The sequence below is a fragment of the Ilumatobacter sp. genome, assembly GCF_046290335.1.
Classification (GTDB): domain Bacteria; phylum Actinomycetota; class Acidimicrobiia; order Acidimicrobiales; family Ilumatobacteraceae; genus Ilumatobacter_A.
Genome location: NZ_JBKAGH010000002.1, coordinates 237002 through 258276, shown reverse-complemented (window position 1 = coordinate 258276; position 21275 = coordinate 237002). Strand labels below are relative to the sequence as shown.

Annotated in this window: 20 protein-coding genes and 1 tRNA gene; 3 read left to right on the top strand and 18 right to left on the bottom strand. The window is 66.9% G+C overall.

The window, feature by feature from the left end; genetic code table 11:
• The first annotated feature begins 460 nt into the window (after positions 1–460).
• Positions 461–1357 (top strand): hypothetical protein, encoded by an 897-nt coding sequence (locus tag ACE37B_RS09645; RefSeq protein WP_409923111.1) that lies wholly within the window; start codon positions 461–463, stop codon positions 1355–1357.
• 154 nt (positions 1358–1511) lie between these two features.
• Here ACE37B_RS09645 and ACE37B_RS09640 read toward each other — a convergent pair whose 3' ends face one another.
• Positions 1512–1697 (bottom strand): hypothetical protein, encoded by a 186-nt coding sequence (locus tag ACE37B_RS09640; protein ID WP_409923110.1) that lies wholly within the window; start codon positions 1695–1697, stop codon positions 1512–1514.
• 79 nt (positions 1698–1776) lie between these two features.
• Between ACE37B_RS09640 and ACE37B_RS09635 the strand changes: the two genes are divergently transcribed.
• Positions 1777–2769, top strand: a complete 993-nt coding sequence (locus ACE37B_RS09635) for a hypothetical protein (RefSeq protein ID WP_409923109.1) — start codon at positions 1777–1779, stop codon at positions 2767–2769.
• Between the two features lie 475 nt (positions 2770–3244).
• Here the strand turns inward: ACE37B_RS09635 and mobF are convergent, their stop codons facing one another.
• The 7 genes from mobF to ACE37B_RS09600 all read right to left on the bottom strand — a co-directional run bounded on the left by mobF (position 3245) and on the right by ACE37B_RS09600 (position 9758).
• On the bottom strand, positions 3245–6538 hold the full coding sequence (mobF, locus tag ACE37B_RS09630) for a MobF family relaxase (protein WP_409923108.1): 3294 nt from the start codon (positions 6536–6538) through the stop codon (positions 3245–3247).
• A gap of 86 nt (positions 6539–6624) precedes the next feature.
• Complete coding sequence (locus ACE37B_RS09625; RefSeq protein ID WP_409923107.1) at positions 6625–6999, bottom strand: helix-turn-helix domain-containing protein; 375 nt, start codon at positions 6997–6999, stop codon at positions 6625–6627.
• 146 nt (positions 7000–7145) lie between these two features.
• Positions 7146–7466: a type II toxin-antitoxin system RelE/ParE family toxin gene (locus ACE37B_RS09620; RefSeq protein ID WP_409923106.1), complete on the bottom strand. Its 321-nt coding sequence runs from the start codon at positions 7464–7466 to the stop codon at positions 7146–7148.
• A complete protein-coding gene (locus ACE37B_RS09615) occupies positions 7463–7711 on the bottom strand; it encodes an addiction module protein (protein ID WP_409923105.1) in 249 nt (82 codons plus the stop codon). The genes ACE37B_RS09620 and ACE37B_RS09615 overlap by 4 nt, the downstream gene beginning before the upstream one ends.
• Before the next feature lie 17 nt (positions 7712–7728).
• Positions 7729–8853: a tyrosine-type recombinase/integrase gene (locus tag ACE37B_RS09610; RefSeq protein WP_409923104.1), complete on the bottom strand. Its 1125-nt coding sequence runs from the start codon at positions 8851–8853 to the stop codon at positions 7729–7731.
• Positions 8854–8950: 97 nt separating this feature from the next.
• Positions 8951–9026 (bottom strand) — tRNA-Thr (locus ACE37B_RS09605).
• A 36-nt stretch (positions 9027–9062) separates the two neighbouring features.
• Complete coding sequence (locus ACE37B_RS09600; protein WP_409923103.1) at positions 9063–9758, bottom strand: spheroidene monooxygenase; 696 nt, start codon at positions 9756–9758, stop codon at positions 9063–9065.
• Between the two features lie 21 nt (positions 9759–9779).
• On the opposite strand from ACE37B_RS09600, the gene ACE37B_RS09595 reads away from it, so the two are divergent.
• Complete coding sequence (locus ACE37B_RS09595) at positions 9780–10388, top strand: glycerol-3-phosphate acyltransferase (protein ID WP_409923102.1); 609 nt, start codon at positions 9780–9782, stop codon at positions 10386–10388.
• A gap of 132 nt (positions 10389–10520) precedes the next feature.
• On the opposite strand, the gene ACE37B_RS09590 is transcribed toward ACE37B_RS09595, so the two are convergent.
• The 10 genes from ACE37B_RS09590 to ACE37B_RS09545 form a co-directional block, all read right to left on the bottom strand.
• Entirely contained in the window at positions 10521–11654 is a 1134-nt protein-coding gene (locus ACE37B_RS09590) for a glycosyltransferase (protein ID WP_409923101.1), read from the bottom strand.
• Positions 11651–13102 (bottom strand): phytoene desaturase family protein, encoded by a 1452-nt coding sequence (locus tag ACE37B_RS09585; protein ID WP_409923100.1) that lies wholly within the window; start codon positions 13100–13102, stop codon positions 11651–11653. Before ACE37B_RS09585 ends, ACE37B_RS09590 begins: the two co-directional genes overlap by 4 nt.
• Positions 13099–14013 carry a carotenoid biosynthesis protein gene (locus ACE37B_RS09580; protein WP_409923099.1) on the bottom strand — a complete coding sequence of 305 codons (915 nt, stop codon included), beginning with the start codon at positions 14011–14013 and terminating at the stop codon, positions 13099–13101. Before ACE37B_RS09580 ends, ACE37B_RS09585 begins: the two co-directional genes overlap by 4 nt.
• Positions 14010–14930, bottom strand: a complete 921-nt coding sequence (locus ACE37B_RS09575; protein WP_409923098.1) for a phytoene/squalene synthase family protein — start codon at positions 14928–14930, stop codon at positions 14010–14012. The genes ACE37B_RS09580 and ACE37B_RS09575 overlap by 4 nt, the downstream gene beginning before the upstream one ends.
• Positions 14930–16408: a phytoene desaturase family protein gene (gene crtI, locus ACE37B_RS09570; RefSeq protein ID WP_409923097.1), complete on the bottom strand. Its 1479-nt coding sequence runs from the start codon at positions 16406–16408 to the stop codon at positions 14930–14932. Before crtI ends, ACE37B_RS09575 begins: the two co-directional genes overlap by 1 nt.
• Before the next feature lie 76 nt (positions 16409–16484).
• Positions 16485–17546 carry a polyprenyl synthetase family protein gene (locus ACE37B_RS09565; RefSeq protein WP_409923096.1) on the bottom strand — a complete coding sequence of 354 codons (1062 nt, stop codon included), beginning with the start codon at positions 17544–17546 and terminating at the stop codon, positions 16485–16487.
• A 114-nt stretch (positions 17547–17660) separates the two neighbouring features.
• Positions 17661–18041 (bottom strand): hypothetical protein, encoded by a 381-nt coding sequence (locus tag ACE37B_RS09560; protein ID WP_409923095.1) that lies wholly within the window; start codon positions 18039–18041, stop codon positions 17661–17663.
• A 70-nt stretch (positions 18042–18111) separates the two neighbouring features.
• Positions 18112–18336, bottom strand: coding sequence for an exodeoxyribonuclease VII small subunit (xseB, locus tag ACE37B_RS09555; RefSeq protein ID WP_409923094.1), 225 nt, complete (start codon positions 18334–18336; stop codon positions 18112–18114).
• Entirely contained in the window at positions 18329–19717 is a 1389-nt protein-coding gene (gene xseA, locus ACE37B_RS09550; RefSeq protein WP_409923093.1) for an exodeoxyribonuclease VII large subunit, read from the bottom strand. The genes xseB and xseA overlap by 8 nt, the downstream gene beginning before the upstream one ends.
• A gap of 80 nt (positions 19718–19797) precedes the next feature.
• Complete coding sequence (locus ACE37B_RS09545) at positions 19798–21159, bottom strand: DNA recombination protein RmuC (protein ID WP_409923092.1); 1362 nt, start codon at positions 21157–21159, stop codon at positions 19798–19800.
• Positions 21160–21275: the final 116 nt, after the last annotated feature.

The following is a 21275-nucleotide window of genomic DNA, read 5'->3' as shown; positions in this document are numbered from 1 at the left end:
TGTCCAAGACTGCACAGCGATTACAGATTTTCGGAGCCGACCTGGGTGCGTAGCCGCCACCCGCAAGCCAATGGGTTGGGAGAACTAACGGCGGCCCTCCGGCCGATGACCCGTCCTCAGTCGCTTGCGTACTCTCGTGAGTCGCGATCTCCAAGCAGGTCCTCGGCGATACATTGCTCGTCGATCGCTCGTTGCCCGATGGAGCAGAGTGTTCTGTCACGTCGGATTTGTGGCGCGGCATCTGCCCGACGGACGGGAGGTGTCATCCACCGTCGGGGTGAGTCGGGTGGCGTCGCGTCAGAGGCTGAGGTGCATCGCGCGGCCCGACAGCGATGGCGATCACACCGACGATCATGTGCTGCGGAGGCGATGATCGGCTCGTGTAGCGGCTGTAACGGAAGGGTGTTCACGGACACTGTTCCTTGCCGGCAACAACGCCGGTTCCAACGGGAGGAACGCCATGAAGAACCTGAAAGTGGGCATTCTCGCCGCGGCGTCTGCTCTCGCTACCGTGGTTTCGTGCGACGGCGGCCAGGAGTTGCCGTCGGAAGCTTCAAGCGAAGCGCCTCCTGAGGAGGCGCGCCCCGAGGACCCGGTCATGGCGACGTCACCGGACGAGACTGACGATGAGAGCATCGGCGAGTTCATCGCGGGATACGACACCGGCGAGGTTTTCTGGGCCGTCGAGGCCGCTCGGGCTGATGTCGCCGGCCAATGCATGGATGATCGCGGCGCCGATGGTTCAGTCGCCCTCAGGATCTACCAAGGGCAACGCCAGTCCGCGGACGTAGATGCGGATCGACCAGTCACCTACGCGATTCAGTACCTCAGTACCGCACAGCCAGAGGAGCCGATCATCAACGACCAGGTCACCCATGCAATCTGGGTGGAATGCTTCAACAGCGCATCAGAGGAACTACCCAACCCGAACATGGTGTGGCTCGACTTGCTGGACCAGCTCAACCAGGACGTGGTGGCAGAGGTTGAGGGCGATAGCGCTGTCATTGAGGCCGAACGTGCAAGGCAGGAGTGCATCGCATCGACAGGATTCGGTGGCGCAACGGGACCGGACGGGTTACCCGTTGAGCCTGAGTCTGTGCTGCAGCAGGAGGTGCAGACCATCCTTCAGCAGTACAAGAGCGGTGCGGTCAGCCGCGAGACTGCTGGCGCGGAGCTCGAGGTACTGAAGCCACGAGAGGGAGCCTTCCTCGCATGCAGCACCCCGTTCAATGCGGTGCTGAGCGGCGCACTAAAGCACTACTGGTCGATCGAGATCGACCAGGATCAAGGACTCGTGCAAAAGGTACGGGAATCTCTTCTGTCGCAGGTCGATCAGTACGAGGGATACCTCGACTGAGCGATCTTGACAACGGCCAGACGGCACGGCCGTCCTTGGCCCGGAGCTTTCGGGGCTGCTTGGGCGTTGGGGCCGCGGCACAGCGAGTGTTCGGAACGTGGTGCGGACCCGGTAAATGGCCTCGATGACTAGGTGGGTTCATGGTCAGTGGTGATCACGCCAGTCGGGGGATGTTGGCGGCGACGTGGAGGAGGCGGCGGATCGTCGTGGGATGCTCGGCGGAGTTGGCCGACAGCTCCAGCCCGGCCCGTTGTAACGAGCGGAGGCATGCGGACACTTTGTTGATGTGGCGAATCGGCCACGCCTGGACGTATTGGAGGAACAGCCATGACCAAGGCATTTCGTCGGATCGCAGCAGCGGCAGCCATCGGACTCCTGAGTGGAGTTGCGGTGTCGGCTGGCGCCGGTGCGATCACACCGTGAACCGGATGCGGGACTGCCACGGGGCAGGCCTTCTTGGCCTCATCGAACTCGACCTTGACCACGGCGACGGGACCGAACTGTCACAGCCGGGCCGTCAACCGTTGCAAAACCGCCGGTGGCGCGAGCTGGAGGACGCTGAGCCAGACCAGCACAAGGAACTGCCCGACAGGCCAAGGCATCTACAACTGGGGCTGGCAGGTGGGTTCCTGAACCAGTGGGCGCCGTTCGTCGTTGCTGCACTCACCATTGCCGGATGCAGCAACGACTCGGCAGTCGATACCTCTGACCCTTACGGGTGGGTGGCCGCCGACATACGCGGAACACTCACACAGTCGGATCGCACCCGGCTCGACAAGGTGGTGTTCGATGCCGAGCAGGCTGTCATCGGCCGGTGCATGGAACTTGCGGGGTTCGATTATTCGCCCGTCGGCTACACCGGCGCAAACAGCGGTAGCGCTTTCAGTTTGACCGACCCAGCGGACGCCGCAAAATATGGGTTTGGCATCTCTACCGATCCGTTTCCGGCTCTGACCATTGTCGATGACCCCAACGCTGACGCGCTGGGCACGATGAGCGAATCGGAAGCGAGCGCTTGGTACAGCACCGTCGATGAGTGCGCGGCAGGCAGTCGTGACACCGCGTATGAGCAGCTTGGCGTTGTCGAGTTGATGTCAGTACTCGGAGATGCCTCCGAAATCACCGCTACCGACGATCGTGTCAAGCGAGCGAGCATTGAGTGGTCGGCATGCGCGGCTGACCTTGGCGTGGTGGCAGAGTCGCTTGATGCAGTAGTCGCAAAGCTGAGTGAGGAAGCCAGGTCAAGACCGCCCGAGGACCTTGCCTCTGCCCAAGACCGCGAGCGGAGACTGGCGACTGACTTGCTGCCATGTACTCAAGCGCTCTACGCAGTCCAACAGTCCGTATTTGCAGACGTGGCGACCTCGCTCGCTGCTGACCGCGGACTCGACGTCGATGCAGAAGCGGGATGATGACCTTTGAAGGAACGCTGTTTGCCCGTCGAGATGGCCGTGTCGGGCCACCGACTATCAACCCCACCATTCTCATCACCGCCCCCATCATCGGCATCATCACCGGAACCCTCCGCCGACCTCATCCCCGCCCTCAAAGCAGCTCACACACCACCCGCCGACACACTCCGGAGCTGATTCGTTTCAAGGTTCCCTCGAAGAGGAGCCCGGACGAACCGTTCGCTGCGGTCAGTTCTCCGCCGTCAGCCGATCTGGAAGCACCGCGACACCCGCTGGAAGCCGAGCGATAATCACGGTCCCGCCAGCACAGAACCGCGTGGCAGTACCGGCGAACTGTGCGGGGTCAGGTCTCCGATCGGGTAGCGCATAATCACCGTTGAAGAGCGCCACGGCGTCGTCCGGATCGGGCCCGGGCGCGGTGCTGGCCACGTGGCGCGGGGCGATTCGTGCTCTGTCTCTCGGCGGATCGAGGCACTCAGAGTTCGATGCCGAACTCGCGTGGTTGACGACGCTGTGGCGAACGGGGTTTGACATCGAGTCCGTTCTGGGCTGCCCAGTCCCTGAGGGGTGCAAAGAGCGAGTTCGCCGCCTCCTGGTCGAGGCAGCGCGACTTTGCCAGGGTGCTGAGCGTGGTGGCCACTTCGCCGGGATCGACGGGGTCGCCGTTTGCCCAGCGATGCCAGGTGCTGATCGCTTGGACGGTCTGGCGGAGCTGATGGGTGCTGAGGTTGTCGCGTCTGAGGGTGCGACGGAGCGGGAGTCGCCGGAGCGCGTCCTCGATGCGCCTGATCTCGTCGTCCGCAGTGGTGACTGCTTCCATCTCCAGGCGAACGTCGCTCTCAACTCGCGCGAGGTGGGCCTCCGACTGCGTCAGTTGCTCGCTCGCACGTGCGGCCGCGCGACGAAGGCCGAGACGTCCGACGCCTCTCCGTGTCTCCGATGACTGAGTCGCTGACCAAACTTGGCGACGGGCAGCCTCGACACCTTCGCGCGCTTCGCCGAGGGCGAGACGGTGAGGGTCGAGAAGATGTTCGGCGTGGGTCAGTCGCTGGCGCCACATCCCGAGTTCGTGGTTGAGAGCGTTCTCCATCTCATCGATCCGCTGATCGGCGGCATGGGCTCGTACGAGACGGTCCGTCATGGTCGTGCTCAGGGCATCGACCCAGGGTGGGATCGTGCAACGTGGGTGTCTCGTCTCCTGGCGCGGTGTTGCCGGCCGGACGGTCTCGGCGAGTGCTCGTCGTTGGGCGATGGCTGGCAGGTCTACTCGGTCGTTGGCGAGGACGCGTTCGAGGGTGTCGCGGGCCTCGTCGAGGTCATGGGACTCGGTGACCACGAGCATGAGGTTTTGGGAGCGTCCGCGGGTGGCACCGACGTAGAGGCCGCGACGGGAGGTGTGGTCCGAGACGAGTTCGATCGCCGTGGTCGTCGTGTCGCCTTGGTTGCCGTGTTCCGTGGCGGCGTAGCCGAGGTGGACGTGAGTGGTGGCGTAGCCGGCGGGGAGCATGACCGTGCCGGTTCCCTCGTTGGACAGCGCGGTGATGGTGCGGTCGTCGGCGATGTGCGTCACCGTCCATGTTTCGCGGTTGCGGACGAGCTCGTCGGTGGTGGTGACGAGTCGTCGGTCGTTTCGCCGGGTGACGATGACGTCACCGACGCAGGCGAATTCGCCGCCGGCGATCGGTGCGAGGGAGCTGGTGTCGATGTCACCGGCGTCGGCGCGTGCGCGCTGGATGACGTGGTTGATGTGGTCGACGTGATCGTTGCTCGACGCGGTGATGGCGAGGGTCTCGCCGGCGGCGTGCGACGAGCGCCATTGGTCGGTGATGGTGGCGAGTTGTTCGTCAAGGGTGCCGGGGATGACTCGGCCATGGGCGAAGTAGTCGTCGAGCGCGCGGCGGTCGCCGCGGCGGAGTTTGAGTGATGCAGCGGCTTCCCACGGCTCGGTGAAGCGGTGGATGCGGTCGAGTTCATGCACGCGTCCGGTGAGGGTGAGTTCGTGGAACATGCCGCCGCGTCCGACGGCCTGGAGTTGGTAGGGGTCGCCGACAAGCGCAACGCGCCAGCCGTTGCTCTCGGCGAGGCGGGTGAGTTTGGCGAGAGAGTGGGTGCCGACCATGCCAGCCTCGTCGACGATCACCGTCGTCCCGGTGGTGAGTCGGTACCGCTTTAGCGGCGGCCGGTCGCCACGGAGATGTTCGTGAAGGAGCTTGTCGAGGGTGTCGGTAGCGATGCCGGTCTCTCGTTCGAGGACTCGGGCACCCTTGGCCGACGGCGCTACCCCGAACACTGATCGCCCACGGCCGTCGAGGTCGTCGATCGCGGCCCGGAGGGTGGTGGTCTTGCCGGTGCCAGCCGGGCCGGCAACGAGGACCAGTTGGTCGAGGCCGGCGACTGCTCGGGCGACGTCGGCTTGGAGCACATCGAGGTGCCTGACATCGACCGTGGTGGACGGCCGAGATTCGTCGGCGTGCGCGGCGAGCGCCCACGAGGCGATGTGTTCCTCTTCGGCGAGGATCGCCTCGGTGGTGATGTGCGGGCTGACCGGTTCGTGCCGCAGCGAACGTCCATCGGACCTGCGGCGAGGCGTGCTGGCGTCGATCGGGTCGAGTTCGGTGCAGTGGGCGATGACGGCATCGGCCCAGTTTTCGATGCGCTCAGCCCACTGCGTGCCGGTGAGTGTCGGGTCGGGCCGAGCGATGTCCGTGAGAGCGGAAACGATCTGTGCTCGGTTCCAGGTCGAGCCCGATGACGAGAGGGCGTCGACCAGTTGCTCGACCGAGATCGTCGGTGGTGGCTCGGTGTGGTCGACTCGCTCAGCGCTGAAGACCTGGACGAGACCATGGGCGTCCCAGCCGACCGACGCGGCTTCGTCGTCCCACCGTGTGATCAGGTCGGCGACACCCTTGCCGGACTTGTGGGCGCGCGTGTCGACAGCGGCCTCGCGCTTCAGTGCTCCGAGTTCCCACTGGTTGGGGTCTCGGCCCTGGCGGGTCGCGAAGTCCTCGATCTTGACGGCGAGGGCGTCGCCGATTTCGTCGGCGCGTTTCGAGAACACGGACAGCAGGTCGTCGGGCATTGCCGTCATCTCGGCTTGGCCGTGATCGATCGGGCCCCAGTCGATGCCGAAACGGTTGGTGAGCTCGTTGCGAAGCACGGACTGATAGAGACCGCCGAGCATTCGCTGGTGGCGCTTCAAGTACCGGGCGTCGAGAGCCAGCCATCTGCCCGGTTCGGTCTGCACCTTCGCCGAGATCACACAGTGCGTGTGGATCTGCGGGTCGTCGGCGCGGGACGTCGTCTGGCGAAACGCGGCGATGGTGAGACCTCGTGAGTCCGGGTGGAGTCGGCCGTCGGCGCAGCGGACTCGGGTGGTCGAGCCGAAGCGTTCGAGGTGGGCGAGCGTGGCGTTGACTGCGACGTCGTGGGCGTCGAGCAGTCGTTCGTCGCGGGTGAGTGCCCACAACACACTGAGCGACTTCGGTGCGGAGAAGGTGGCGTCGAATCCGGCGACTGCCTTCACGGTCGTTCCATTGGCGAGTTCCCGATCGCGAAGCTCGCGGCCGAGCGCTTTCCCCCTCCTGGGGTGGAGGCCTTCGAGGATCGCCTGCAGGTCGTCGGCGACGACATCGTCGATCAGGTCGAGGTCGGCCGCTTGTCGGCCGAGCCACCTCCCGGGTACCTCCCCTGGCGCCTCGGTGAGGTAGCGCGTGTAGTACTGCGCCGCAGCGGCGGCCGATCGGGCGTAGATCGTGCGGACCCGGAGCATCACTGCCCGCCCAGGCGATTGGGCACTTGTCTGTTGGAAGAAGTGGGAAGTGATCGGGTGGTGTTCATTGGTGATCCGGGAACGGGTCAGTCCTCGAAGAGACGAGGGGCAGCGGGCCGGCGGGTGCGTCGGCGCGGATGGCGCGTGGTGGTGTGCGACGGCGGCGGGGTGTCGTTGCTGACGGCGGCGCAGAGGCCGGGATCGATGATCGGGTGATCGGCGATCGGCCATGAGATCGGCGCGCCGATGTAGCGCTCGAGTGCCACGCGTGGAACACGCAGGCTGCGACCGACCTTCAGTCCCGGGATCTCGTCGCCGTCGCCAGTGGCGCGGTAGCGATGGATCGACTCGTAGACGAACGTCAACCCGCAGCGCAGGACGGCGGCGGTCTCCGCGACCGTCAGTAAGTCGGGCGGTTCGCCGGTCGGAGCGGTGGGGTCGAGTTGTCGTCGAGTCGGCATCGAATCTGGTCCTTCAGCGGGTCACCCCACTCGTGGACCGGACTGATCGCGACGACCCGGTAGGCCGCCATCTTCATCCGGTCACGTACCGAAGGCCGTCGAGGAGCGTCCTCGTTACACGATTTGTCGAGTTCTGCCCCGCCGCGTCACTCGTTGGCGCGTGCGGCCCAGTAGAACGGGCGCCGTCGTTCGTGATGAACAGCGAGGACCTGGAGTTCCGTGGTGGCGGCTCGATAGACGACCACGTAGGGAAAGCCGGCCAGAGCCACCTTTCGCTCGACCGGGTCGTCGCTGTCGCCTCGGCGCGTCGGGGTTCCGGCGTCCGGCCAGCGCGCTGCGCGATCGGTCGCGGCTCGGACCGCGTCGAGGAACCGGCCGCCGAGCCCGTCCACACGGTCCTCGTACCAGAGTTGCGCTTCCACCACCTCGGCGGTCGCAAGCGGGTGGAACCGGATGTCGCGCGTCACCGGGTACGTCGGGCGCGGTCCACCTTCGCGAGGACGTCGTCCCAGGAGTCGGTGGTGACCTCGCCGGAGTCGATCTGGCTCGCTCGTCGAGCCGTCTCGTCGGCCCAGAGCCGCTCGAGCTCGGCCGGGTCGGTCTCGACTGGCCGATCATCGAGGCTGTCGAGAAGTTCCACAGCCAGCTGTGCCCGGTCGACCTCGGGCAGCGAGAGCACTTCGGATCGCAGCGCGTCGGTCTGGGCGGACATGTCGCAACGATACAACGTCAATCGAGGAGGCCGCCGATGACGTCCGCGGCCTGCCGGTCACTGGCTTCGAGGAAGTGGGCGTAGACGTTCAGCGTGGTCGCCGCATTGGCGTGTCCGAGGCGGCCGCTGACGGTGCGGACCGGCACGCCTGCTGCGAGCAGCTGGGTGGCGTGGAGGTGTCGGAGGTCGTGGAGTCGGACGCCGTCGAGGCCGGCCCGCTTGCGGACTCGTGTGAAGCGACCGGTGATCGTGTCGGGGTGGAGCGGGTCGGCGCCGTCGGCCGACTCGGTGAACAGGTAACCGTCGGGGTCGAGTTCGACCTCGCATGCGGCGGCGCGTTCCTCGAGTCGGCGACGCTGGTCGTCGAGCACCGAGAGCGTGGCGTCATCGAGGGCGATCCGACGCGATGCATGGGTCTTGGTGTCCTTCACGACCGTGCCGCCGGCGACCGAGGCGATCGACCGCGTGATCGACAGCGTGCCGGTGCTGCGGTCGAGGTCTGACCAGCGCAGCCCGCACACCTCGCCACGCCGCGCGCCGGTGGCGGTCAGCACGCGCAGCAGGGCTCCGTACTCGGCGTCGTCCTCGTCGGCCACCTCGAGCATGCGCTTCACGTGGATGATCGCCGGCGGGTTGATCTCGCGCCGGCGCAGTTTCGGTGGCGACGCAGCGGCCGCCGGATTCATCGACACGATGCCCCACTTGACCGCCTGGCCGAATGCGCCGCGGAGCACAGCGTGGATGTGGCGGATCGTTGCGGGGGAGAGCCCGCGCGCCTTCGAGAGCATGGTGTAGTAGTCGTCGAGCCGCTTCGTCGTGACCCGTCCGAGCCGCAGTTGGCCGAGGTCGGGCTTGATCAACCGCTCCGCCAGGCGTCGGTACTCGCGGACCGTCGTGGGCGACAGCGACCCGTCGACGTGGTCGATCCACGAGTCGAGCAGCTGCCCGAGGGTCTTGGCCGTCGAGGTGATCTTGCCCTCCGACACCTTGGCCACGAGTGCGGCGAGCGCCCGCTGCGCTTCGCGCTTCGTGCCGTAGTGAGTGCGGCTCAGCTGTTTACGCAGACCGGTCTCGGGGTCGCGTGGGAGCTGGACGATCAGCTCCCAGTTGCCAGGCTGGCGCTCACGCAGTGAGCCCTTCATGAGGGCAATCGTAGACCAAATTCTTGGTTAGCTGCTTGGTTGGCGCTGGCAGCGCTACCGGTCAGTTTGCGAAAACACCGATCTACCTGGTGTTTCGTGGAGCCCAGAACGAGAATCGAACTCGTGACCTACGCATTACGAGTGCGTTGCTCTACCGACTGAGCTATCTGGGCGACAGCTGCATCCCGAGGGATGTAGCGCCAGCGATGCTATCGGCCGGCGAGTGGATCACGACCGCCCCACTGACCGCCCGATGCGAATGGTTCGAAGCGGGCGAACATCTCCTCGGAGTACCATGCGCCGTCACGAGTTTCGGCGACGACCTCGCGGTGACGTGGCATCGAGTACGCGAAGTGACGGACGTCGGCGGCCGACTCCCACAGGCTGAAGGTGGCGAGCCGTCCGATCGGCGCCTCACCGACCCCGACGACATCGATCAGACCCGGCGCCGTATGCAGCTCGGTGTCCACCTCGCGAGCCGCTCGTCCGAAGGCGCGCCCGGCCTGGCGGCGCACGTCGGCGCGGGTGATGACGGCCACGGGGCCGCTCGCTTCACCGCGCTCGAGACCCTCGAGCGGATCGATGCCGCGCCATCGCCCGTGTCCGCCGATCAGCCGCAACCGCACGTGCCACGCCTCCTGCGCCTTCGCCCAGCGCTCGGCGATCCGATGGGTCTGCTCGAAGCGGTCGAGCGCAGCGACGTCGTCCCAGACCGCGAAGAGCGCCGTCCGTGACAGGTCGGCGCCGGGCCCGGTGTCGGCGCCGCGGCCGGTGCCGAGCAGGCGCCAGAACCGCAGGCCGTCGACTCGATCGAGCTGCGGCCGATCGACGCCGAGCCGAGCCAGTGCGAGCGGCGTCTTCCATCGTGGCTCGCTGATCAGATGAAAAGAAGCGATGCGAGCCATGCATCCGACATGCTGGCAGCAATGGACGCGATCAGCGACTTCAGCTCGACACCGCTCGACGTGGTGATCGCTGGTGTCGTCGGCTATCTGCTCGGATCGATTCCCATCGCGAACCTGGTCGCCCGACGACGCGCCGCGATCGACCTCCGTGAGGTCGGTGACCGGAACCCAGGGTTCTGGAACGCACGTGAGAGCCTCGGTCGCATGGCGGCGGTGCCGGTCTTCGTCGGCGATGTCGCGAAGGGTCTCGCCGCTGCCGGGCTTGGAGTACTCCTCGCCGGCGACGGGGTGTGGGGCATCGCCTACGTCGCCGGTGGCGCCGCGATGGTCGGCCACGCATTCCCGTTGTTCGCCCGCTTCGTCGGCGGTCGCAGCATTCTCACGTTCGTCGGCACGGTCGTGATGGCCACTCCGGTGGCAACGGCGCTCTCGATCGGCCTGCTCCTGATCGTGTTCACTGCATCGCGGTCGTTCGCGTGGGCGGCGCGGGCGGGCATGATCGCGCTCCCGTTCGTCCAGTTGGTTGTCGATGGCCCGTATCGGACCGCGGCGACGGGCGTGTTGATGACGTTCATCGGGCTTCGGTTCGCAGCAGCGGCCTTGGCCGAACGCCGCCACGAGCCCAGTTGATCACCCACCAGCCCGCCCCGGCCTCCACGTCACGTTGCGTTCTCGACCCCAGTTCGCACCAGACGCTGGCGCGAACTGGGGTCGAGAACGGGATGAGACGGCGCGGGATCGGGTCGAGAACGGGTTGGGGGGTCAGGAGTAGGAGCGCCCGCGCCAGGTTTGGCGGCCGCGCCGTCGGATGCCGGCCCCGATGGACCACGCCGATGCGAGATCGGCGAGCGGGCTGAGCCAGTAGGCGCCGTCGGCTCGGTCGTAGGCCGTGCGCGTTCCCACGAGCGTGCCGAGTCGCACGGCGACCATCGCGATGTCGATCGCGTCCCCTCGGCCGGCGAGCAGTCGTGGAAGTGGCAACGCCTGGGCGAGCAGGACGACGGCGAGATCACGAACCTGTCGTCCTCGGGGTTCGACGCCAGGGAGCGCGAGCGAGCGGCCCCAGCCGCGCCAGGTGTCGGCGAACGACTCGAACATGCGGACACGCAACAGATCGGGCGCGTCGAGAAAGGTGACGTTCCAGCCGGCGGTCGCGAGGCGTCGAGCCAGGGCGATGTCTTCGACGACCTCGCCTCGCACCAGTGCCATACCCCCGACATCGAGAAAGCGTCGTCGGTCGAGCGTCATGCACTGACCGTTGGCCATCGCCCGATCCGGCCGGGTCGTGGTGCCGGGAGCGCCGAATCGGTACACCAGCGTCGTCAACATCGACGCGTGCAACCAGCGTGTGGGCGCGGTCGGACACTCGAAGCGGCCGCCGACGGTGAGGAAATCGATGCCGTCCGTCGTGGCTCGCTCGACGAGCGCGGCGGGAAGGCGGGGGTCGGGTCGAGCGTCGGCGTCCAGCGTCACGACCCAGGCCGTCGTCGCCGCTTCGATGCCCTGCTGAAGTGCCCACGCCTTGCCAGCCCAACCATCGGGGAGGGGGGTGCCGGGGAGCACCGTGGCACCGGCCTCGCGGGCGATCGTTTCCGTCGCGTCGCTCGACTGATCATCGACCACGATCACTTGCGCGACCCCTGGCGCACCGACGATGGTGCGCAGCAACGGGCCGATCCTGGCTTCCTCGTCGCGCGCCGGGATCACGACCCCGATCGAAGGCGTATCGGTTTGTGTCTGACACAAACCGATACGCCTTGCTGCGACGGGCGGGGCGGCTCGAGCGGCGGTGGCGAGACGGGAGATGGCGACGGCACCCGCGCCGAGTCGCAACGCCACCGATGCCCAGCGCACGATCCGACGGGGGCTCGATCTCCTCGCGGTCTTCGTCGTCATGCGACGTCGTGTTCGACCATGTCGGCGACGATCCGAGCGCTCATCGTGACCAGGGGAAGCCCCCCGCCGGGATGACTCGACCCACCGACCAGGTACAAGCCCTCTTTCGTTCCGCGATTCGCCGGCCGGGCGAAGGCAGCGCGCATGCCGTTCGACGACGAGCCGTAGATCGCGCCTCCGGGGGATCGATACAGACGCTCGATGTCGATCGGAGCGAGTCGAGCACAGAACCGCATCCGCCGACGCAGGTCGACGCCGTGCGAGGCGAGGCGGTCGAGCACCAGATCCCGATAGGCCACCGTGTCGACGTCGATGCCGGGAGGGGTGTTGACGAGCAGGAACCAGTTCTCGTCGCCGTCGGGTGCCTGCGATGCGTCGGTGACCGACGAGACGCAGCCGTAGATCGTCGGGTCGCTCGGCAACTGCCGCGCGGCGATCTCTCGGAACTCGTGCTCGGCGTGGTCGGAGAACCAGATGTTGTGATGCTCGATGTCGGGGGTCCGGCCGCGAGCGCCGATGCAGAGCGCGAATCCGCTGGTCGAGCGCCGGGCCTTGCGGACGCGAGCGAGCGCACGAGGATCGGGCAGCAGGTCGCGATAGAGATGTCGAGCGTCGGCGTTCGCTACGACGACCGACGCGTCGATGAAGCTGCCGTCCACCAGGGCGACACCCGTGACCCGTTTGGGCGTGGAGGTGATCCCGTCGACAGCGGTTCCGGCCCGGATCGCCACGCCTGTCTCTACGGCGAGCTGTTCGAGTGCGTCTCGCAGCGCGCCCAGCCCTCCCATCGGGTACCAGCAGCCGAAGCGCGACTCGATGTGCGGGATGCAGGCGAGCGTCGCCGGCGCCTCGAGGGGGGACGACCCCGAGTAGGTCGCGTACCGGCCGGCCCACTGTTGGAGGCGCGGGTCGTCGAAGGTGGCGCGCGCCGCCGTCCGCAAGGTTCGCAGCGGATCGATCGTGAGCAGGTCCCTGGGCGACTCCATGCGGGACCACAGCTCGCTCAAGCCCGTCATCGGACCGGCGAAGAACGTCCGCTCGGCCGTGTCCCAGATGGCGCGCCCTCGATCGTCGAACTCGCGCCACGCCGCGCCCGCCCCCGGGGCGAAGGCATCGAACTCGCGAGTGGTCTGCTCGGGGTCGTCGCGGACGACCAGGTGGGAACCGTCGCGCCAGGAGTATCGGAACTGTGGATCGAGGCGCACCAACTCGAGGCGATCGGAGAGCGAGACCCCGGCGAGCGCGAACAGGTCCTCGAACACGTGGGGCATCGTCAACAGCGACGGGCCGATGTCGAACGTGAAGCCGCCTCGCTCGAACGTGGCGAGCTTGCCGCCGACTCGCGGGTTGCGTTCGACGAGGGTCACGTCGTGTCCGCTGGTGGCGAGTCGGATCGCGGTGGCCAGCCCGCCGACGCCTCCGCCGATCACCGCAGCGCGCACCGTCATCGGGTTCCCCGCATCCGGTTGACGGTTGCGGCGGCCGCGATGGGCAGCATCGCCGCGCCACCCACGGCGGCGACCAGCGGGTCGCGGAAGAATCGGGCGAATCCGAGCGTCTGCATCACCGACATGAATCCATACTCCCCGATCAGGCGAGCGTCGCCAACCGGGCTCGGACGAGGACGGGTGGCGTCGGCGTCCGACGAGCCCGAGACGGTGACCGTGGTGGCGTCGGTGACCGTGGTGGCCGTGTTGCCCGTGGTGGCTTCGGTGGCGTGGCGTGGCGGCAGCAGTGCCTCGAGGGCGGCCATGATGCCGAGCCCGGTCACGAACCAGCCGACGAAGTTGCTGAGGGGGATCCCGCGGTATCGGCCGCGGCGAGCCCATGCCCAATATCCCTCGCCGACCATCTGGGGGTCGAGGAAGAGATCCCACGCGGTCATCGCCGCGGAGCCGAGCAGCACCCGACCTGTCGGCGTCGACCTCGCTCCGAGCGCCGCGTGGGCGGCTTCCCGGGACGGGAGCCCCATGCCGAACCAAGCGAGGGGCACGATGACGGGGACGTGCGCGATCTGTGGGCGAAGCGCCGAGGTGTACGAGTAGCGACCGAACGGTATCCCCGTGCGCGTGCCGACGCGTTCGACGGCAGCCGTCGCAGTAGCGGTGAGCGTCGCCGCGCCAACTGCTCGGCCGGTGCCCCATCGACGTGTTGCGTTTGCGGTCGTCGTGGTGAACATCGCCGTGACCACGACCGACGACAGCCAGCGTCGCCCTCGACCGGCTTGCGGCAACAGCGGGGTGGCGATCATTCCGGCGGTCGTGATCACGGCGGCTCCGGCGGCGACGCGATCGAGGACCGAGCGACAGAGTGGGTCTGACCCACTCTGTCGCTCGGGTGGCACCGGTTGGATGCTCATCGCAGGAGCGATGCGACGAGGCGGGCCTTCTCCGTCGTCGACACCGAGGCTCGCGACGAAAAGACGTCGTACTGCTGCTGTTCGATCTTGTCGAGGATCCGTCCGTACAGGGTGTGGGCCGCGCCGACGCACTTGGCGGACCGCTCGGGCAGCATCGAGATCCCGATCTCGGCCGACCGATACAGCTCGCGGCAGCGTTCGATCTCGAACTGCATGAGACGGACGAAGTCGGGCGTCACCTCCCGGGTCGTGAGGTCGACGCCGAACGTGCGGACGTCGTGCTGCGGGACGTATTGGCGCCCGCGATCGAGGTCCTCGTCGATGTCGCGAAGGAAGTTCGTCAGCTGGAACGCGTTGCCGAGGTCGCGAGCGTGCGGCAACGCCACGTCGTAGTCGCTCGGCTCGAGGATCGGCAGCATCATCTCGCCGATCACCGCGGCCGAGCCGTCCATGTAGACGAGGAGATCGTCCCAGGTTTCGTACGTCTCGACGGTCAGATCCATCGTCATCGAGCGCAGGAACCGACGGAACGCCTCGATGTCGATGTCGAAGGCTCGGACGGTGTGAACGACGGCCTTGAGCACTGGATCCTCGGAGCGGCCGGTTGCGAGGTCCTCGAAGAATCGATCACCGAATGACTGGAGCGCGGCGGCCCGGGTCTCGATCGGCACGTCTCGGCCGCCCTGCGACGGGATCTCGTCGACGATGTCGTCGGCGTAGCGGGCGAAGGCGTAGAGCGCATGCACGTGATGTTGCTTGACCTTGGGCAGCACCTTCGTCGACCAGTAGTAGGTGGTGCCGTGCCGCTTGTTGAACTCGCGGCACAACTCGTAGCTCTCGTCGAGCGTCACCGGCCCGTCGGGCACGAGTTGGGTCGTCGGCGTCGGAGGGCGACGAGAGAAGAAGGTGCGACGCATCAACGACGATCGTAGGCGTCGACCCGGGCAGCTGCGAGCTTGCCCGACACGAGCACCATCGGCACGCCCACACCCGGCAGCGTCGACGACCCCGTGAACACCAGTCCGGGAACCCGCTTGTTCACGTTGTTCGGGCGGAACGGACCGGTCTGGAAGAAGGTGTGGGCGAGCGCGAACGGCGTGCCCTGCTCCATCCCCATCCGCTCCCAATCCTGCGGGTCGTACACCTGCTCGACGACGACGTCGGTCGGATAGCCCAGCGATGCCGTCTTGGCCTTGACGCTGTCGACGATGCGGTCGCGCTCGCGTGACCAGTCGATGGTGCCGCTCAGGTTCGGGGTGGGTTCGAGGACGTAGAGGCTCGTGCAACCATCTGGCGCGAGCGTCGGGTCATCGAGGCTGTGCAAGGTGACGAGGATCGACGGGTCGGGCATGCGGACGCCGTCTTCGATGAGTGCCTCGAACGAGCCGTCCCAGTCTTCGCCGAAGTGGATGTTGTGGTGCGACGCCTCGGCCGGAGGCAGCCCCTTCACACCGGCGACCCAGAGCAGACACGACGGCGAATACTTTCCGTTGCGGGCCACCCGCGGGATCTTCACATCGTCGAGCAGTTCTCGGTACGCCACCGGCAGGTCGGGGTTACAGACGACGGCATCGGCTTCGAGCAGTTCGCTGCCGTCGCCGGTACCGATCCTCACGCCGCGGACGACACCGTTGGCGTGGCGTTCGATCTTCGACACGGGCGAGGAGTAACGGAACTCGACGCCAGCCGCCGCGACCGCGTCGGCGAGGCCAGCCGCCATCTGGTGCATGCCGCCCTCGGGGACGAACACGCCTTCGACCGAGTCCATGTAGGTGATCACCGCGTACAGCGCGAGCGCCTCGTAGGGGGCGAGGCCGGCGTACATGGACTGGAAGCTGAAGATCCGCTGGAGGCGTTCGTCGTCGAAGAACGACGCCACCTTCTTGCCGAGCTTGCCGAAGCCGCCGAGTTTCACCAGCGCGAGTCCGTCGCGCCACGGCTTGACCAGGTCGAGTGGTGAGTCGAAGTTGGCGTCGATGAACGAGTTCATCTCGGCGTGGTACAGCTTGTCGAGCCAGTCGCAGAAGCGTCCGAACGACTCGGCTTCCTTGGCGTTGGAGAACTGGCGGATCTCCTCGGTCATCGCCTCGCGACCATGACGGACGAACAGCGTCGAGCCGTCGGCGTAGCAGGCCCGGTACATCGGGTCCACCGGCTTGATCGTGATGTAGTCGGACATGTTCGCGCCAGCCGCCTGAAAGGCTTCCTCGAGCAGGTTCGGCATGGTCAGCACGGTCGGACCATTGTCGAGGCTGAAACCGTGTGATCGGATCATGCCGGCGCGGCCGCCCGGGATCGCCTCGCGTTCGACGACGGTCACGTCGTGCCCGCTCTTGGACAGGTGCGCGGCGGCCGACAACCCGCCCAGTCCGGCTCCGATGACGACGACGTTCATCGCGCTCCCTTGCACCGGACGATGTGGCATGGTGCCTGGCACGATGACCTGTGGGGTGAGGTGAGCGTCTGCATGATCAAACGGTGCGCTGGCTGACGAACTCGGCCAACGCCCGCAGTTCATCTTTGGCGACATCGGTGATAGGTGCGTTGTCGAGCGATGTGACTGCTGACTCGGTCAGGTCGCTGATGTGCTGCTCGAGTTCGTCGAGGGCGCCGGTGTCGACGATGACCTGCTGAATTCGTGCGACGGTGTCGGGCCTCATTGCCGGGTCGCCGACGAGTTCGAGCACGGCGAGTTGGGCCGGCGTGGCGCTCCGCGACGCTCGCGCGAGGAGCGGCGTCGGCTTGCCTTCGATCAGATCGCCACCGACGGGCTTGCCGGTGACTGCTTCATCGCCGAAGGCGCCCATCACGTCGTCGCGCATCTGGAACGCGTCGCCGAGTGGAAGGCCGTAGTTGCTGAGGTGTGGCAGCAGTTCGTCGGCCCGGTCGGGTGCGGCGAGCACGGCGCCCAAGTGGAGCGGTCGCTCGATCGTGTACTTGCCCGACTTGTACCGGCAGATGCGTTCGGCCGTCGTCACGTCGCGAGTTCGGCTCACCCCGCCGAGGATGTCGAGGTACTGGCCGATGTTGAGTTCGATGCGCAGTTCGTTCCAGATGCGAGCCGCAGCGGGCGATGCTTCCTCGAGCAACTGATCGGCGTAGACGAACGCGAGGTCGCCGACGAGGATGGCGACGCCCTCTCCGAAGCGGCGGGACTCGCCCGCCCAGCCTCGGCGAGCGTGCTCGGCGGCGCTGACGACGTGCGTCGTGGGCTGACCGCGGCGGGAGTCGGCATCGTCCATCACGTCGTCGTGGAACAACGCGAACGCGTGCATCAGCTCGAACGCTGCTCCCGCGTCGCGCTCGATGTCGTCGTCGGTACCGCCGCCGGCGCCGACGTAGCCCCAGTGGCAGAACGCCGGCCGAAGTCGCTTGCCGCCCGACAGGACCAGACGCCGGATCTCTTCGATCGGATGGGCGAGGTCGGCGTCGAACTCCGACCAGCGTCGACGCTCCGAGGCGAGGAAGTCGTCGAGGCGGTGCTCGACCCGTGTGGCGAGCTCGAGAAGTGAAGCGGGAGCGCTCGCAGGCATGATCGAGCAGGATACTGGCGCCCGCACAGGTGCGCTGGGTGGTGCTGTGACTGCGAGCGTGCCCCAGCGTGGCCGGAGTGCGATCGTGTCGGGTCGAGCGCGTCGGGAGTGCGATCAGTGCGCGTCGTTGCGGCCGACTTCGGCCGACTTCTGGCGGAGCAGCGCAGACACACGCTGGCGGGTCACCCCGAACAATTCGGCGATCGCTGCGATCGTCAACCCTTCGTCGCGAAGGGCTCGAGCCTGCGCCGCCCGGAGCTGGCTGCCGATGCCGTGCAGCGTGTCGATGTTCTCGGTCAGCATCTCGACCGTGCGCGGCTGGTCCTCCGCCTCGATGAGATCGGCGACACGTTCGCCGGCCGCCACGCGTTGGTGCAGATGGCGGACCCGCTTGCGGATCTCTTCGCTCCGGGTCACGTTGGCAGCGATCGCCCGATCGAGTTCGTCGAGCGCTCGCAACAGATGACGGTCAGGGGAGGTCTCGCCACCGTGCACCGTCGAATTCTCGCAGACTGCCGAGCGCCACGCGGGTTCTCTGACCATCGAGGTCCGCCAGCTGCGCTCGTCAGTCGGCGGCCGCGTTGATGTCGGTGGTCACCTGATCGATCTGCATCTGCGCCGTGCTGATCTTGTCGCGGCACACCGCGATGAGTTCGGCTGCTCGACTGACCCGCTCGGCGAGTCGGTCGACGTCGACATCGGACGCTTCGAGTTCTCGCAGGATCGTGTCGAGTTCTCGCAGCGCGTCGGCGTAGCCGGGGGTTTCCTTCGAGTGCATGTCGTCAGTCATCGTCGGCGTCGCTTTCGGTTGCAGTGGTGGTGTGGCGGACGGCGTCGACGACGCTCGTCGTCTCACCGTCGATGAACGTGGTGGTGATCGCGGTACCGACGCGCAGCGCGTCGACCGACCGGATGACCGCACCCCGATGATCGCGTGTGATCGACCATCCGCGTGCGAGCTGCACGGCAGGGTCGACGGCGGCGACTCGGGCGGCGAGCAGATCGAGGCGGCTGGTGGCTCGCTCCAGCGTGCGTTCGGTCCGGTCGAGGAGCTGGGTCGTTGCTCCGTCGAGGCGCGCAGACGCTCGCTCGATACCGCTCGGAGCGAGCGAACACAGCACGTCGCGGCGATGGTCGAGTCGCTCGTGAGATCGGTCGATCGCAGACTGGGTCCGAGCGACGATGCGGTTGCTGACGTCGAGCAGACGCCGGTCGTGCCGTGCCAGATCGTCACCGGCTCGCCGGACGATGGCCTGCCAGGTCGCGTCGACCGCGGTGGTGAACTCGGCGACGCGAGAGATCAGTGCGCCGGCACAGGCCGTGGGCGTCTTCAGTGCCGTGTGCGCGACCTCGTCGGCGATGCTGCGGTCGATCTCGTGCCCCAGCCCGGTGAGCACTGGAATCGGCACCTCCGTGATCGTTCGGGCGATGATCTCGCTGTCGAAGACCGCGAGATCGGTGCGAGCGCCTCCGCCTCGAATCACGACGATCACGTCGAGGATGCCGGCTCGAGCGCCGCGGGCGAGTGTGCCGATCGCGCCGGCGATGTGGCGCTCGACGCCGTCGCCCTGAACGCGAGTGTCGGCGACGGTGAGGTGAAATGCGAAACCGCTGGCTTCGAGCTCGTGGCGAAAGTCTGCCCACCCTGCCGACTCGAGGCTGGTGACCACGCCGACTCGCAGCGGGGCCGCCGGCATCGGGTGCTGGCGGTTGAGATCGACGAGCCCACCAGCGACCAGTCGCCGGAGCACCTGGTCGCGTGACTGTGCGATGTCGCCGAGTGTGAAGGCCGGGTCGATGTCGTCCATCTTCAGGCCGACGCTGCCGCCCTGGGCCCAGAAGTCGAGGTACCCGTGGAGACGGACGTTGAGCCCATCACGCAGGTCGATGCCGTTGCGCTTGAGCGCTGGGGTGAGTCGTTTGATGGCGGGTGCGAACAGCTTGACGTCGATCTTGGCGCGGCTTCGCTCGGAGCCTTCGACGAGTGAGAAGTAGACGTGCGGACCGCTGCGCTTCAGGCCGGCGATCTCGCCGCGCACCCAGACGCCACCGCCGAAGCCGTGGCGAAGCTGTTCGTTGATGGCCTCCGCGAGTTCGGACACCGACATCGTGAGGTCGGCCACGGTGGTGTCGGGTTCCGCGTCGGGGAAGTCGAAGGCAGGCTGGGACATGACCGGACCGAGACTAGAGCGCACGACGCCATCACCGCCGTCCGGTACCGATCCGCAGTGCGCTCGCGCGCCTGGAACGCTCATCTGCCACGTGACCGCGCAGCGCCGTCGAACGGAGTGAGATCGTGGTCGGAGCCGCCCGTCTCGTCGAGCCCGGTGTCGAGCCCGGTGTCGAGCCCGGTGTCGATGGCGAGGTCGCGTTGGCGACGGAGCGCGTCGAGTTTGCGCAGTGGACGCTCCACGGCGCGTCGTCGAGTGGTGGCGAGTTGGTCGAACGCCGTGTCGACGGCAGCGAATCGACGCTGGACCAACTCGACCTGCTCGGTGTACTTCGCCCACTGCGTGCCGAACGTGGCGATCAGCTGCAGGATCTCATCGCTGGTCTGCTCGATCATGAAGTTGTCGAAGGCCTGGCGGATGATGCCCAAGAACGCGAACAGCGTGAGCGGTGAACAGATGACGACCTGTTGGCGCATGGCGTGGTCGAGCAGGTCGGGGTCGTGCTCGTGGATGAAGCCGGTGAGCTGTTCGTTCGGGATGAAGAGCAACACGTAGTCGACCGACGGCGCCGATCCTTCGGCGCCGTACTCGCGTTGGGCCAGTTCTTTGACCCGAGCGCGCACGTCGCTCAGAAATCGGCGCAGGTGTGCGTCGCGCTCGGTGTCGTTGTCGGCCTCCAGGTACCTCAGGTACGAGGCCATCGGAAACTTCACGTCCATGTAGAGCGCGTGGTCCTTCGGCATCGGGAACGTGTAGTCGGGACGTCCGGTTGCTCCTGCGATCTGCGTCTGCTTGGCGTAGTTGACGTTCTCGACGAAACCGGCGAGCCGCAAGACGTCTTCGGCCATCCGTTCGCCCCACTGCCCACGCGCCTGCGGGTTGGCGATCGCGCTGCGCAACGCTTGCGTCGACTCCGACAGGGACGCGGTGATCTGCGCATGCGCTCGCAGCGACGTCTCGACCTCGCCGAACTTGCGAGCGCTGTTCTCGTTGAGGGCGGTGAGCATCTCGGCGACGCGCGTCAATTCGGATCGCATGTCGCCCTGGAACTGGTCGAGCCGCGAGTCGATCAGATCCTTCTTGGAGCTGAGTTCGGCCGTCGTCTGCTCTCTGACCTGGCCGGCCGCCGATTGGAGCGACGCAGTGTGCTGTTCGATGGTGGCTTCGAACTGGGCTCGTTGCAGGACCGCTGACTGCTGCAGCGCCGCAGCGACCGCGGCGTCGCGCTCTGCGACGGCCTGCTGTCGCACTCGCTCGATCGCGTCGGCGACCGCGGCGCCGATCGCTGCCTGCATCGACTCGCCGCTGGTTGCGAATTGGTCGAGACGTTCGATCTCGCGTCGGGCGGCGTCGGCATTGGCTTGGCGCCGCCCCATCGCGCCAGCCGCGGCAGCGATACCGAGGGCCAGGCAGACGGCGATGATGACTGCGACGAGGTCCATGCGACCGATCATGACGACCCCCTGTCACAGAGTTGGACGTCACAGGGTCGGACGCGTACTGGAGGTCGCTGTCGCTCCATGGGCTGACGAAGTGGCGGCAGTTCATCGGGGCCTCC

What these genes read in the sequence shown, in the direction of transcription:
- ACE37B_RS09645 (WP_409923111.1), top strand. Translation starts at nt 461, where the DNA reads ATGAAGAACCTGAAAGTGGGCATTCTCGCCGCGGCGTCTGCTCTCGCT.
- ACE37B_RS09640 (WP_409923110.1), bottom strand. Translation starts at nt 1,697, where the DNA reads ATGCCTTGGTCATGGCTGTTCCTCCAATACGTCCAGGCGTGGCCGATT.
- mobF (WP_409923108.1), bottom strand. Translation starts at nt 6,538, where the DNA reads ATGCTCCGGGTCCGCACGATCTACGCCCGATCGGCCGCCGCTGCGGCG.
- ACE37B_RS09625 (WP_409923107.1), bottom strand. Translation starts at nt 6,999, where the DNA reads ATGCCGACTCGACGACAACTCGACCCCACCGCTCCGACCGGCGAACCG.
- ACE37B_RS09615 (WP_409923105.1), bottom strand. Translation starts at nt 7,711, where the DNA reads ATGTCCGCCCAGACCGACGCGCTGCGATCCGAAGTGCTCTCGCTGCCC.
- ACE37B_RS09610 (WP_409923104.1), bottom strand. Translation starts at nt 8,853, where the DNA reads ATGAAGGGCTCACTGCGTGAGCGCCAGCCTGGCAACTGGGAGCTGATC.
- ACE37B_RS09600 (WP_409923103.1), bottom strand. Translation starts at nt 9,758, where the DNA reads ATGGCTCGCATCGCTTCTTTTCATCTGATCAGCGAGCCACGATGGAAG.
- ACE37B_RS09595 (WP_409923102.1), top strand. Translation starts at nt 9,780, where the DNA reads ATGGACGCGATCAGCGACTTCAGCTCGACACCGCTCGACGTGGTGATC.
- ACE37B_RS09590 (WP_409923101.1), bottom strand. Translation starts at nt 11,654, where the DNA reads ATGACGACGAAGACCGCGAGGAGATCGAGCCCCCGTCGGATCGTGCGC.
- ACE37B_RS09585 (WP_409923100.1), bottom strand. Translation starts at nt 13,102, where the DNA reads ATGACGGTGCGCGCTGCGGTGATCGGCGGAGGCGTCGGCGGGCTGGCC.
- ACE37B_RS09580 (WP_409923099.1), bottom strand. Translation starts at nt 14,013, where the DNA reads ATGAGCATCCAACCGGTGCCACCCGAGCGACAGAGTGGGTCAGACCCA.
- ACE37B_RS09575 (WP_409923098.1), bottom strand. Translation starts at nt 14,930, where the DNA reads ATGCGTCGCACCTTCTTCTCTCGTCGCCCTCCGACGCCGACGACCCAA.
- crtI (WP_409923097.1), bottom strand. Translation starts at nt 16,408, where the DNA reads ATGAACGTCGTCGTCATCGGAGCCGGACTGGGCGGGTTGTCGGCCGCC.
- ACE37B_RS09565 (WP_409923096.1), bottom strand. Translation starts at nt 17,546, where the DNA reads ATGCCTGCGAGCGCTCCCGCTTCACTTCTCGAGCTCGCCACACGGGTC.
- xseB (WP_409923094.1), bottom strand. Translation starts at nt 18,336, where the DNA reads ATGACTGACGACATGCACTCGAAGGAAACCCCCGGCTACGCCGACGCG.
- xseA (WP_409923093.1), bottom strand. Translation starts at nt 19,717, where the DNA reads ATGTCCCAGCCTGCCTTCGACTTCCCCGACGCGGAACCCGACACCACC.
- ACE37B_RS09545 (WP_409923092.1), bottom strand. Translation starts at nt 21,159, where the DNA reads ATGGACCTCGTCGCAGTCATCATCGCCGTCTGCCTGGCCCTCGGTATC.